Origin of the sequence: Nonomuraea sp. NPDC052265 (assembly GCF_044547985.1) — a bacterium.
Lineage (GTDB): Bacteria > Actinomycetota > Actinomycetes > Streptosporangiales > Streptosporangiaceae > Nonomuraea.
Genome location: NZ_JBIUBJ010000005.1, coordinates 470,900 through 483,483, shown reverse-complemented (window position 1 = coordinate 483,483; position 12,584 = coordinate 470,900). Strand labels below are relative to the sequence as shown.

Genomic DNA, 12,584 nt, shown 5'->3' with positions numbered 1-12,584 from the left:
GGTGCCGTATGGTCAGGACTATACGGTACCGTATGGCGAATGGCGCAAGGGGGCCGCCGGATCACGGCGGAACAGTGGGTGGACGCCGCGTACGCGCGTTTCACCAAGATCGGCCTGGACTCGGTGCGGGTCGAGGCCGTCGCCCGCGACCTCGGCACGACCAAGGGCTCCTTCTACTGGCACCACGCCGACCGCGGCGCGCTCGTCCGGGCCGTCATGGAACGCTGGGAGGCCGAGGAGACCGAGCACATCATCGCGGCCGCCTCCGCCGAGACCGAGCCGCGCGCCCGCCTGCGCGCCCTGTTCGGCACGGTCGCGGCCCGCGCGGGGCGGCGCGGCGGCGAGAGCCGCCTCTACCTCGACGCCGAACGCGAGGGCGTCGCCGACATCGTCACCCGGGTCACCCGGCGCCGCGTCGACTTCGTCGCCGGGCTCCTGGTGGAGCTGGGCTTCGGTGTGGAGGAGGCCGAGCGGCGGGCGCTGCTCGCGCTGGCGGTGGTGCTCGGGCTGCAGCAGCTCGAACGTGGCACGCGGCCGCACATCCCCCTCGATCACGCGCTCCTCACCGAGACCGCCTTCACGATGGCCGTCACGCCGCCGCACGCCCAGGTCGGGTGAGAGCTGTTCGTGCGCGTCGGGGCCGTCACGTGTTCGCGCACGTTCAGGCGTCCGGGCTGGTCAGGTGTCTGGGCCGTTGCGTTGTAGTTCCAGGAAGTCCTGGTCACAGCTCAGGCGGTAGCCCTCCGGAGTGCGGAAGTGCTCCTGGAGGTAGGCGGCGACCTCGTCCATGGCGGGCGGCTGCGACAACGGGACCACGTTGAGCATGAACTGCGCGATCGCCAGGGCGGTTTCCAGGTCGGGCATGGTGACGAAGGCCGGGTCCGTGCTGATGCCGATCTCCCATTCGGCGCCCGCGGTGGCGGCGAAGGCGCGCCCGAGGGCGTCCAGGTCGTAGCGGTGCCCGGTGAAGCGACGCAGCAGGCGCATGCAGTCGCTGTCGGGATTCTGCAGCACGACCACGGTGAAGCCGCCCTCGGAGGTCCAGGAGGCCAGCCGCTGGAGCTGGTGCAGCCATGTCTGTTGCGGCACGTAGTACAGGACGTGCGCGCACAGCACGAGGTCGGCCGCCTCCCCCGGATCGGCGGTGGCGATGTCCTGGCCGAGGACGGTGGCCTCCGGACACCGGCTGCCCAACTCCGAGCGCAGGTGCTCGTTGGGCTCGATGGCGATGGTCCGCTCGAACCGGGGGGCCAGCCAGGCGGTGGTCTCGCCCGTCCCGGCGCCGGCGTCGATCAACGTACGGTGGTAGGGCAGCCGGTCCACGACCCGGGCCAGTTCCTCGCGGGCCCGGATCTTCTGGTCGGTGTGGGCCAGGAAGGTGGCGAAGGCGGCGTCGTAGGCCGCGCTCATCGGGTCGAGGATGTGCACGATGGGCGGCTCGGCGTTGCTGTCGGTCATCACGGTCCCTGGCATCACAAGTCGGCTACTGTCAGCTTATGGACCACCACTCTACGTTCCCGGGTGTCCGGATCAGTGACGGGCTGGGGTGGGGGGCCGTGAGCGCCGTCAGGCGCCGCCTCTCCCGGCCCACTTGATCTCGTACGCCCCCAGCGTCACCGCCCTGCCGTCCACCGTCGCCGTGACCTCCCGGTCCGACGTGTTCACCATGACGACCTGCTGCTCCTGCGCCAGCACCTTCACCTTCGGGTCGGACGACGTCACCGCCCCGTCGAGCCGCGCCCCCGCCGGGAACCACCGGGTGAACCCGCTGAGCAGCCCCGCCATCGGCATCTCGTCCCCCCGCCCGGGAGCCCAAAGGCAGCCGGGGCAGTCACCCGAGCCCTTCACCTGGGGGTTCCAGTACAGGGCGGTGGTGACGCCGCTCCTGGCGAACTCCATCAGCGCGGCCGCCTGCACGGCCGTGCGCCGCTCCTCGCTCCACCCGGAGTTCTCCGGCTCGACGTACCACTCGGCCCACCAGACCGGCAGGTCGTCGCTCTTCTGCCGCAGCCACGTCGTGATCGCGCCGAACTTGCCGAGCGCGCCGAAGTCGTCGGGAACGTTCCCTTTGTCGGTCGTCATGGAGGCGCCGTCCACGACGATGAAGTCGGCGCCCTTCTTGTGCTGGATCCAGTACTCGATCGCGTCGAGCGCCCGCTGGTCCACGGTCCCCCACGGGCCCTTCAGCCCGGAGGGCCCGCCGCCCGAGCCGCTCTCGATCGGCATGTACGGCCCACCCACCTTGATCTGCGGGTTCACCTTCTTCAACGCCGTGTAGACCTTGTTGTAGAGCTGCGTGTACCCCTCGGCGTCCCACCGGTTGGTCGAGGGGTCCCAGAAGCCCTTGAACTCGTTCCACACCATGTAGTACTTGACGGTCGGGTACTGCTTGGCCACCCGCGCGGCCAGCTTGGCGTAGTCGTCGAAATGCTCTGGTTTGGGAGCGACGGTGTGGTTCTTGCTCCAGTCGGTACGTCCGGGCTGCCCGCCCTTCATCCAGTCGGGCGCGCAGCACAGGGTGATCACCGGCACCGCCCGCGACGACGCCATGAACGTCAGCCGCCGGTCGAGGTCGCGGAAGCTGAACTGGCCGGGGCTCGGCTCGGGGTTGCCCACCCCCCAGCCCATGATGTGCTGGTTCTGCAACATCGGCACCCGTCCCAGCATGCCCCTGGCCTGCTCGACGACCTGCCGCGGCTCGGTCTCCGCGCTGTACTGCGTGTGCGTGACGCCCCACCGGGGCCAGTCGTGGAGCACGGGCGGCTGTTCGAGCTGCGGCGGGGCCTGGGTCGGCCCGACCTCGGCCACCTCGCCGCCCTTGTACCCCTCGCGCGAGTTCGACCGGATGCCCGCGTAGACCATGATGCCGACGACGAGCACGACCGCGAGGATGCCCGCCCCTAGGGCGATCGGCCATGGCGACCGTCTGCGCGCGTGTCTGCCGTCGCTGGGAATCACGGAACGCTCCTTACCATCACGCAATGTACAAGGGCCAGGCAGCGCCCGGCCCTTATGACGGTAATCGTCCCGCTTGCAGCAGACTTGCCGTCAGTCAGAAGCGGGTGGCCGCTGACCGCCCGCAGGCCCGGGAACCCCCGAGTAACGGTACGGCACCGGCTGCCTGCCCGGCTGCACGACGAGAAGGGTGCCCGGCGTCTCGGCGTAGAAGGCGGACTCGACGGCGGCGGCGACGTCCTCGGCCGTGAGCAGCGGGAATCCGGCGTTCACGAACATGTCCCGCGCGGCGGCCACCAGCGGGGTGTCGGTGAATCCGGGGCAGACGGCGTTGATCCGGATGTTCTGCTGGGACAGTGGCTCAGCCAGCGCCCGGACCAGGCCGACGACGGCGTGCTTGGTCATCGTGTAGATCGGGTCGCCGGCGAAGGCCACCAGCCCGGCCAGCGAGGACGTGGCCACGATCGCGCCCCCGCCCGACCTGATCAGCAGCGGCACGGCGGCGCGCACGCCGAAGACGACGCCGTCCACGTTCACGCCGACGATCGCGCGGTAGCGCTCCACGTCGAAGGCCGCGAGGTCGACGCCCCCGGAGATGCCGGCGTTGAGGTGCACCAGGTCGAGGCGGCCGTACCGCCGCTCGGCGAGCGCGACGGCCTCCAGGGAGGCTTCCTCGGTGCTGACGTCGGCGGCCAGCCACGCGCCCTCGACCTCCTTGGCCAGCCGCTCGACCCCCTCGCCGTCGCGGTCGACGAGGACGCACTTCGCCCCGCCCGACGACAGCCGCCGGGCCACCGCGGCGCCGATGCCGCTCGCCGCTCCGGTGATGAGTGCAACTGTGCTCATGGCGCTCCTTGAGGGGGTGCGGGCTGGTCGAGATGCGATGGGCGCGGGGGGTGAGAGCTGGTCGAGAATGCGATGGGCTCGGGAGATCAGGGCTGGTCGAGCATGCGATGGGCGCGGGCGATCAGGGTCGGCACGGCCGCGCCGATGCGGTCGAACCCCTCCCCCACGGTCTTACCCTGCTTGAACCGGGCGTGGATACCCTCCACGATGACCGCGAGCTTGAAATTGCCAAAAGCCACATAAAACCCAAGATCTGAAATATCGCGGCCTGAGACCTTTGTGTAGTGGGCGGCGAATTCGGCGGCGTTCATGAATCCCGGCGCCACCGTCACGTCCCCCGACACCGGGATGCGGGCCCGCTCGTCGTCCCCGCGATCGTGCCAGTACGTCAGCGTCAGCCCCAGGTCGGCCAGCGGGTCGCCGAGCGTGGACATCTCCCAGTCGACCACGGCCATGATCTCGATCTCGGCCGGCGGCGGCGCCAGGCGCACCAGCGTGTTGTCGAGCCGGTAGTCGCCGTGCACCAACGTGCTGTCGGACGTGGCGGGCAGCCGCTCGCGCAACCGCCGTACGAGGCTGTCGTAGTCGGGCAGGTCGGCGGTCTTCGACCGCTCCCACTGCTGGCACCACCGGTCGAGCTGCCGGGCCATGTACCCCTCGGGCCGGCCGAAGTCGCCGAGCCCCACCTCGTGGTAGTCCACGGCGTGGATGGCGGCCAGCACCTCGGCCAGCCGCTCCGACAGCCGCCGCGTCTGGGCCGGCGTCGGCTCGCCCAGCTCGGCCCTGGTCTGGACGGCGGCGCCGGGCACGTACCCCATGACGTAGAACGGCGCCCCGACCACCTCTTCGTCGGCGCAGAAGGCGACGGGCTCGGGCACCGGGACGGGCGTCGGCGCGAGCGCGGAGATGACCCGCCACTCCCGCCGCATGTCGTGGGCGGTGGGCAGCACGTGACCCAGCGGCGGCCTGCGCAGCACCAGCCGGCGTTCGCGCGCCTCCACCAGGTAGGTCAGGTTCGACCTGCCTCCGGAGATCAGCGAGACGGACAGCGGCTCCCCGGCGTCCGGCACGTGCCTGCCCAGCCACGAGACCAGCCGCGGCCAGTCGATCCCTGGTACGGTCATGGACACACATTAGAACGTCACTCGGTCCTGAAAGCCAGCTGAGAGTTGCATAACACTCGGCCCGGCCTATCCCAGGCATGGATTCTTATCCTTTAACCTGGCCGTACACCTCTGACCGCATGCTGGTCAGATCGTGGTAAGCCGACAGTAGGAGCCCATGCGCGTCACCGTTGCCCACCCTCGCGAGCTGGGACAGCCCGAGCTCAGCCGATGGCGCGCCCTCCAGGAGTCCGACGCCGCCTTCGACAACCCCTTCCTGTCCCCGGAATTCACGGTCACGGTGGGCGAGTTGCGGGATCTCGTCCGGGTGGCCGTCCTGTACGACGGGCCGGACATCGTCGGCTTCTTCCCCTTCGAACGCCATCCGCTGGGCATCGGCAAGCCGGTCGCCGCGGGGCTCACCGACGCGCAGGGCCTGGTCTACGCCAAGGGCCTCGACCTCGACCCGTACCGCCTGATCAAGGACTGCGGGCTGTCGGTCTTCGAGTTCGACCACCTGGTCCCGGGCCAGCCGCTGCTCGACGGGCGGCACACGACGCACCCCTCGCCGATCATCGACCTGCGCGACGGCTACGGCCCCTACACCGAGACGTTGAGGGCCCAGTCCGGCAAGACGTACAAGTCGACCCTGGCCAAGTCGCGCAAGCTGCAGCGCGAGGTGGGTCCGGTTCGCCACGACTACGCGATCACCGACACCGGCCCGCTGCACACGCTGCTCGGCTGGAAGACCGACCAGTACCGGCGTACCGGGCGTACCGACCGGTTCGCCCACCGGTGGATCGTCGAGCTGGTCGAGCGGCTGCTCGCGACCCGGTCCGACAGCTTCGCCGGCGTGCTCGACATGGTCTACGTCGACGACCTGCCGGTGGCCGGACACTTCGGGGTGCGCACCCGTACGACGCTGGCCGGCTGGTTCCCGGCCTACGACACGCAGTACGCCAAGTACTCCCCCGGGCTCATCCACCACCTGGCGATGGCCGAGGCGGCCGCCGCTTCGGGCGTCCAGGTGATCGACATGGGCCGGGGCGAGAAGGAGTACAAGGACAAGCTGAAGAACGGCCAGTACGAGGTGGCCGAGGGCCGGCTCGCCAGGGCCGGTGTGGCGGCCGGGGTCCACTGGATGATGCGGGTGCCGGTGCGCAAGACGCGCGCCGCGGTGATGGCCAATCCGCTGCTGCTCAAGACCGCGGACAAGGCTTTGAAAACCTTTGGGCGACTGCGTACCGTCCTACAAGGGTGAGACTCATCGCGGAGCGCACCGGACGGCACTGCCTGTGGCTCCCTTCCAACCGCCTCGGCCTCTACCTCGCGCTGCGCCACTGGTGCCTGCCGGGTCAGCGGCTGCTCATGTCGCCGATCTCGGCCGACGAGATCCTCTTCCTGGTGCTGGCGGCCGGCCTGCGCCCGGTGATCGCGCCGCTGTCCCCGCGTGACGGCAACATCGACGTCTCCCGCGCCGACCTGTCCACCGTGGACGCCGTCCTGACCACGAACCTGTACGGCCTGCCCGACCAGGTGTCCGCCTTCTCGGGAAAAATCCTGATCGAGGATGTGGCGCACGCTCTGGAGACCGCTCCCGGCGGGCGTCCGCTGGGCACGTTCGGCCAGGCGGGGGTCTTCAGCCTGTCCAAGCATCCGGGCGCGGGCTCGGGGGGCGTGCTGGCCGTGACCGACCGCGCCGACCTCGAAGCGCTCGAACGCGCCCGCGACGAGCTGCTCGTCCCCGGTGCGCTCCGCGCCGACCTGGTCAGCGTCGCCACCTCCATGGCCCGGCAGGCCGCGCTCAGGCTCGACCTCGTACGTCCCGCGCTCGCGCTCATGCGCGCCCTCGGCATGCAGGAGGAGCGCGAGGGCTACCGCATCGCGCTGGAGGCCGACGCGCTGGAGCCGGCGCTCAAGCAGGTGCCCGCGCTGCCGCCGTTCGACCCGTGGGTACGTGCCGACCTGGCGGCCTACCGCGCCCGGCGGGGACGTCTGGTCCGCTGGTACCAGTCCAGGCGCCTGGCCAAGGTGCCCGGCGAGCGGGCGCGGCGGCTGGCCGGGATCGCCCGGCTGGCCGAGCTGCCCACGGTGGCGCCCGCCGTGCTGGACAACCTGGACCAGCCGCTGTTCCGCGTCCCGCTGCTGGTGCGCGACAGGGACGCGGCCGTCGCCGAGCTGGAGCGCCGCGGGGTGGCCACCGGCTACCTGTACGACCCGCCGTACGACGACTACGCCCCCGGCTTCACCGACGCCTCGCCGGACCCCGGCCCCGCCCGCTGGTGGGCCCGGCACGTGCTGCCCGTGGACCCGGTGTACGCCTCCCGCTCCCTGCCCGTCCTGCGCGGTCTTGAGCCGCCTACGCGGGGTCCGCGCGAACCAGCCTGAGGAACGCGCGCAACCCGGTGATGATCTCCTGGTTGTCGTTCAGGCCGTCCACGGTCTCCTCGAAGCGGCGGGCCATCAGCGTGATCCGCCGGCTCAGGTCGTGGTCGGCCTGTTCCATGTCGGCCCTGGTGGCCGCGAGCTCGCCGCCGATCTCCTCGACCTGCCGGGTGAGCCGTTCGGAGGCGGCGGTCAGCGTCTCGACCTGGTCGCGCAGCGCGATCACGTCGAGGCGCGGGTAGCGGACCTCGCGGCCCAGGGTCCTGACCCGCTCGCGCAGGTGCCCGACGTAGGCCCCGGCCGGCCGGAACGCGGTGGCCAGCAGGTAGAACCCGGCGAAGTAGTAGCCGACCTGCCGGCCGGAGAAGAACGTGACCACCGCGACCACGACGGCCGAGACCACGTGCCCGGCGACCGCGAGGACGAGCATGCGGCGGGCGATCGTCCTGGCCTCCTCCTCGCGGCGGGCCGGGACCTCGATGCCCGACTCGCGGGAGACCGCGATCTCGTGCACCACCTGGCGGGCGGCGAAGGACAGGTTCCACGGGAAGGTCAGCAGGACGACCAGCCAGACCAGGCAGATCGCGCCCAGGCCCAGCGACAGGAGCGTGGACAGGGGCACGCCCGCGTAGAGCACGAGCCACGCGGTGACCGCCGTGGCGAGCAGCGAGATCAGCAGGAGCCAGGGTTTCATGCCCGCCACCCTGCCGACGGCGGACCGGCCGCCGCCAGCGCTCAGATACTCAATCCGCCCTGAGCATCCCGGATCAGGGCGGCCAGCACCGCGCAGCCGCGCCGGACGTCCCTGAGCGAGGCCGAGCCGTAGCCGAGGACCAGGCCGTGCAGGCGGGCGCGGTCGTGGTGGTGGCGGTCGGCGGGGTCGAGCAGCACGCCGCGCTCCCTGGCCCGGTCCACGACCCCCTGGACGTCGCCCGCCGGCAGCTCGGCCAGCACGTGCAGGCCGGCGGTGTCGCCGCGCAGTCGGCAGACCGGGCCGAGGATCTCCACGACGGCGGCCCGGCGGCGGGCGTACTCCAGGCGCATCCTGCGCAGGTGGCGGTCGAGGTCGCCGCGTTCCAGGAGGGTGGCGACGGCCTGCTGGACCGGGCCGCTGGTGCGGTCGGAGACCGCGGCGCGGAGGGCGGCGATCCGGCTCACCAGGTCGGGCGTGCCGACCAGCCAGCCGACGCCGACGTCGGGGGCGAGGGTCTTGGACAGGCTGCCGAGCAGCACGACGCGGGTGGGGTCGAGGCCGTAGAGGGCGGGCAGGGGGGCGACGTCGTAGCGGAACTCGGCGTCGTAGTCGTCCTCGACGATCGTGGCGCCGGTGCTCCTGGCCCACGACAGCAGGCGTTCCCTGCGCGGGATCGGCAACCGGCCGCCCAGCGGGTACTGGTGGGCCGGGGTGGTGTACAGGACGCGCAGGTCGCGCGGGAGGCCGTCGACGATCACGCCGTCCTCGTCGACCGGGCAGGGCACGACCTCGGCGCCCCTGGCCGCGAACACCGTACGGGCCACGTGGTAGCCCGGGTCCTCGACGCCGGCCCGTCCGCCGCCGGCCAGCAGGGCCAGCGCGCACAGGTCGAGGCCGTTGCCGGTACCCCTGGTGACCAGGACGTTCTCGGGGCCGACGGCCATGCCTCTGGCCCTGCGCAGGTGGTCGGCGAGCAGCTCGCGCAGGCGCGGCAGGCCGTGGAGGTCGGGCGAGTCGCCGGGCGGCAGCTCGCCGGCCCTGCGCCAGGCCCGCTTCCAGGCGGCCCGGTCGTAGTCGCGCACCCAGGGATCGCCCGGGCGCAGGTCGATCCACTCGCCCTGGGGACGGCGGGCGGGCGGCGCCGGCTCGTACGGGCTCTCGCGGGGCGGGACGTGCGACTCCATGGCCGCCACGAACGTGCCGGACCCGTGGCGGCCCTCCAGCCAGCCCTCGGCGTAGAGCTGCTGGTACGCCTCGGTGACGACCGTCCGGCTCACCTTGAGCTGGTCCGCCAGCGCCCGCGTGGACGGCAGCCGCTCGCCCGGCGCGAGCGCGCCGCCCATCATGGCGCGCCGCAGCCAGCCGGCGAGCTGGGTGGTCAGCGGGACGGTCGAGTCGCGGGACAGGGATACCGGCAGGTCAATGTGGGTGCGCACGGAAGTGGTCTCTAGGAAGGGTCGGTTAGTGGCCCTACAGGATAGGTCCACTTCGCGATTAGCGTCGAATCATGCTCTCCTCCACCCCGCGCACGACTCTCGGCCGAGAGAAGCACCGCGGCAGCACCGACAGGAACGACCTCTACGAGGTGCTCGACGCCGGGCTCGTCTGCCACCTGGGCGTGGTGGCCGACGGCCATCCCATGGTCGTGCCCACCGGCTACGGCAGGATCGGCGACACCCTCTACCTGCACGGCTCCACCGGCGCCCGGTCGCTGCGGGCCGGCGACGGCGACGAGGTGTGCGTCACGGTCACCCACGTGGACGGCATCGTGCTGGCCCGTTCGGTCTTCAACCACTCCGTCAACTACCGTTCGGCGATCGTCTACGGCCGCGCCCGGCTGGTCACCGACGCCGACGAGCGGCTGGCGGCCCTGCGGGCGCTCACCGAGCAGCTCGCCCCCGGCCAGTGGGACTACGTCCGCCCGCCCACGCGCAAGGAGCTGGCCGCCACGGCCGTGCTGGCCCTGCCGCTGGCGGAGGCGTCGGTCAAGATCCGCCGCGGGGCTCCGGAGGACGACGAGGAGGACTACGCGCTGCCGATCTGGGCCGGGGTGCATCCGCTGGTCACGACCTGGGGCGAACCGCAACCGGATCCGGCACTTCCAGAAGGTATCGATATACCGGTTCACATCCTCCATCGGGAGTAGTTCCATGAATCCGGAACCACCTGGCAAACCCGACTCCTTGATCACGCGTCTCATCAGGTGGGCCGGCTCCTGATGGGAGAGGGCGATGGAGTGGAGTGCTCCCGGTTACACGGAGATCAGACAGCTCGGCGCGGGCGCGAGCGGGCGCGTCGTGCTGGGCGTGCACGACGAGACGGGCGTGAAGGTCGCGATCAAGTACCTCTCCGAGGCGCTGTTGCGCGACCCCGCCGCCCTGTCCCGCTTCCAGGCCGAGGCGCGGGTGCTGACCTCGCTGCGCGACCCGAACATCGCCACGATGTGGGAGTACATCCAGGAGCCGAACGGCGCCTGCATCGTGATGGAGCTGGTCAACGGCGTCTCGCTGCGCGCCCTGCTGCGTGAGAACGGCACGACCGAGCCCGAGGCGGCGCTCGTCGTGCTGAAGGGCTCGCTGCTGGGCCTGGCCAGGGCCCACAGGTCCGGCGTCGTGCACAAGGACTACAAGCCCGAGAACGTGCTCGTCCGCGACGACGGGACGAGCAAGCTCGTGGACTTCGGCGTCGCGGTGCCGCAGGGCACGGCCACACATCCGGAGGGCACGCCGCCGTACATGGCGCCGGAGTTGTGGGCCGGCCGGCCCGCCTCGCCGGCGACCGACGTGTACGCGGCCACCGTGGTCTTCTTCGAGTGCCTGACCGGGCACCGGCCGTACCGGTCCACCGAGGCCGGCGTGCTCGGCTACCAGCACGTGCACGCGCCGGTGCCCTTCCATGACGCGCCCGAGCCGGTTCAGGAGCTCGTCCGGCGCGGCCTGGCCAAGGAGCCGGGTGACCGGCCGCCGAGCGCCCTGGCCTTCGTGGACGAGCTGGAGGCCACGGCGCGGGCCGCGTACGGCGACGACTGGGAGGAGCGCGGCCGGCGACGACTGGCCGCGCTGGTGGCCCTGCTCGCGCTGCTCCTGCCGGCCCCGCCGCAGCCCGTCCCCGAGGTCACCACGTCGCTGGCCAGGACGGTCTTCCACGGCCTGCGTTCCAACGCGGTGCGGGTGGGCATGGGCACCGCCCTGGTGGCGGTGGTGACGGTGGCGGTGGTGGTCGCGCTCGCCGCCCGGCGGCAACCCCCCGAGCAGCCGGTCGGCGCGGCCGTCGCGGTGCCGCCGGCCACGACCGAGGCGGTGACCGCGCCGCCGAGCACCGCGGAGGCCGTGGTCGCGCCGCCGAGCACGCCCGAGGCGACGCCGCGGACCTCGCCGGAGGGGCCGCCGTCCCCGGCGTCCTCGCCCGAGCTGCTGCCGCCGCCGACGGCCCCCGCCTCGCGACCGCCCGCCACCTCCCCGGCCCCGCGCACGCCGACGGGCACGCCCACGAGGAAGCCGACCAGGACAGCCACGCCGAAGCCCCCGGTGACGCCCACCCCGGCCGCCACGCCCACCCCGACTCCCACCCCGACTCCCACGCCAACCCCCACCCCGACGCCCGTCGCGACCGTCCTCGGGGTGAGCGTGGGTGACGTCACGGTCGACGACGACGGCCTCGCGCGCGCCTCCGTCACCGTCCGGACCGGTGGGGGCGCCGCCGTCACCGCCACCGGGACGTGGACCGCGCCGGGCGGCGACGGCCACGTCCAGCGCCTGCGGCTGAGCGGCGCGACCTCCTACACCCGCGCCTTCACCTGGGACATCGGCGAACGTCCCTGCGGCAGGACCGTCACGCTGACCGTCGCCACCTCCCCCGCCGCGCCCGGCGGCCCCCGGTCGTCCTCGGTGTCCGTGCCGGCCTGCCCGACGCGGGTGAGCGGGCTGCGCGTCTCGCTGGCGATGCCCGACGCGCCGGGGCTGACCGCGCGCGCCCAGGTCAGGGTGACCGCCGACGGCACCGGCGCGATCCCGGTCGAGGCCGCGTTCGCGGTGGACGGCGAGACCGTCGGCACCCGTACGGCGAGCCTGTCCGGCCGGACGTCCTACTCCCGCCTGTTCACCCACGCCTTCCGGTCGCGCCCCTGCGGCTCCACCCTGTCGGTACGGGTCCGCGCCGGCGACCGCGTCCAGACCGCCCGCGCCGAGGTCACCTGCCCGCCCGCCGTGCGGAAGGTCTCGATCGTCCGGGCCGGGCTCGGCGAGAGCGGCCTCGTGGCGACCGTCTCGGTGGTCACGGCCGACGACCGGCCGGTGACGCTGGACGTGGGGTTCCTGCTCGGCGGCGAACCGGCCGGTTCGGAGCGGGTCACGCTGTCCGGCGACACCACGTACACCAGGACGGTGAGCCAGGCGCTCAGGACCGTCCCGTGCGGCACGACCTGGACGGTCACGGCGAGCACGTCGCCCGCGGCAGCCGAGGGCACGGAACGGGCGACCGGAAAAACCCCAGAATGCCCTAGAGAGACACCAAAGCCCGAAGAAACCCCAAAACCACAGGAAACGCCCAAACCGCAGGAATCCCCGCAACCCGATAAGCCCGGCACGGCGGACTAACCTCGC

General features: G+C 72.2%; 11 protein-coding genes. 5 read left to right on the top strand and 6 right to left on the bottom strand.

Annotated features, from left to right (window positions below):
* Positions 1-39 precede the first annotated feature (39 nt).
* Complete coding sequence (locus tag ACIHAD_RS19275; RefSeq protein WP_397355835.1) at positions 40-618, top strand: TetR/AcrR family transcriptional regulator; 579 nt, start codon at positions 40-42, stop codon at positions 616-618.
* Positions 619-678: 60 nt separating this feature from the next.
* Here ACIHAD_RS19275 and ACIHAD_RS19270 read toward each other — a convergent pair whose 3' ends face one another.
* The 4 genes from ACIHAD_RS19270 to ACIHAD_RS19255 all read right to left on the bottom strand — a co-directional run bounded on the left by ACIHAD_RS19270 (position 679) and on the right by ACIHAD_RS19255 (position 4,925).
* Positions 679-1,458 (bottom strand): class I SAM-dependent methyltransferase, encoded by a 780-nt coding sequence (locus ACIHAD_RS19270; protein WP_397355834.1) that lies wholly within the window; start codon positions 1,456-1,458, stop codon positions 679-681.
* Between the two features lie 108 nt (positions 1,459-1,566).
* A complete protein-coding gene (locus ACIHAD_RS19265) occupies positions 1,567-2,958 on the bottom strand; it encodes a xylan 1,4-beta-xylosidase (protein WP_397355833.1) in 1,392 nt (463 codons plus the stop codon).
* A gap of 90 nt (positions 2,959-3,048) precedes the next feature.
* A complete protein-coding gene (locus tag ACIHAD_RS19260; protein ID WP_397355832.1) occupies positions 3,049-3,801 on the bottom strand; it encodes an SDR family oxidoreductase in 753 nt (250 codons plus the stop codon).
* Between the two features lie 86 nt (positions 3,802-3,887).
* Complete coding sequence (locus ACIHAD_RS19255; RefSeq protein ID WP_397355830.1) at positions 3,888-4,925, bottom strand: phosphotransferase family protein; 1,038 nt, start codon at positions 4,923-4,925, stop codon at positions 3,888-3,890.
* A 157-nt stretch (positions 4,926-5,082) separates the two neighbouring features.
* Here ACIHAD_RS19255 and ACIHAD_RS19250 point away from each other — a divergent pair, with 157 nt between their 5' ends.
* Complete coding sequence (locus ACIHAD_RS19250; RefSeq protein ID WP_397355829.1) at positions 5,083-6,165, top strand: GNAT family N-acetyltransferase; 1,083 nt, start codon at positions 5,083-5,085, stop codon at positions 6,163-6,165.
* Complete coding sequence (locus tag ACIHAD_RS19245; RefSeq protein WP_397355828.1) at positions 6,162-7,292, top strand: DegT/DnrJ/EryC1/StrS family aminotransferase; 1,131 nt, start codon at positions 6,162-6,164, stop codon at positions 7,290-7,292. The genes ACIHAD_RS19250 and ACIHAD_RS19245 overlap by 4 nt, the downstream gene beginning before the upstream one ends.
* Here the strand turns inward: ACIHAD_RS19245 and ACIHAD_RS19240 are convergent.
* Together ACIHAD_RS19240 and ACIHAD_RS19235 are read right to left on the bottom strand one after the other, a co-directional pair.
* The gene (locus ACIHAD_RS19240; protein ID WP_397355827.1) at positions 7,264-7,983 is read right to left on the bottom strand and encodes a hypothetical protein; all 720 of its coding nucleotides are present in this window, start codon (positions 7,981-7,983) and stop codon (positions 7,264-7,266) included. The two genes, ACIHAD_RS19245 and ACIHAD_RS19240, sit on opposite strands and share 29 nt — an antisense overlap.
* A gap of 41 nt (positions 7,984-8,024) precedes the next feature.
* Positions 8,025-9,419, bottom strand: coding sequence for a PLP-dependent aminotransferase family protein (locus ACIHAD_RS19235; protein WP_397355826.1), 1,395 nt, complete (start codon positions 9,417-9,419; stop codon positions 8,025-8,027).
* A gap of 71 nt (positions 9,420-9,490) precedes the next feature.
* Here ACIHAD_RS19235 and ACIHAD_RS19230 point away from each other — a divergent pair, with 71 nt between their 5' ends.
* Together ACIHAD_RS19230 and ACIHAD_RS19225 are read left to right on the top strand one after the other, a co-directional pair.
* Positions 9,491-10,129, top strand: coding sequence for a pyridoxamine 5'-phosphate oxidase family protein (locus tag ACIHAD_RS19230; RefSeq protein ID WP_397355825.1), 639 nt, complete (start codon positions 9,491-9,493; stop codon positions 10,127-10,129).
* A gap of 85 nt (positions 10,130-10,214) precedes the next feature.
* The gene (locus ACIHAD_RS19225; RefSeq protein WP_397355824.1) at positions 10,215-12,578 is read left to right on the top strand and encodes a protein kinase; all 2,364 of its coding nucleotides are present in this window, start codon (positions 10,215-10,217) and stop codon (positions 12,576-12,578) included.
* The last annotated feature ends 6 nt before the right edge of the window (positions 12,579-12,584 follow it).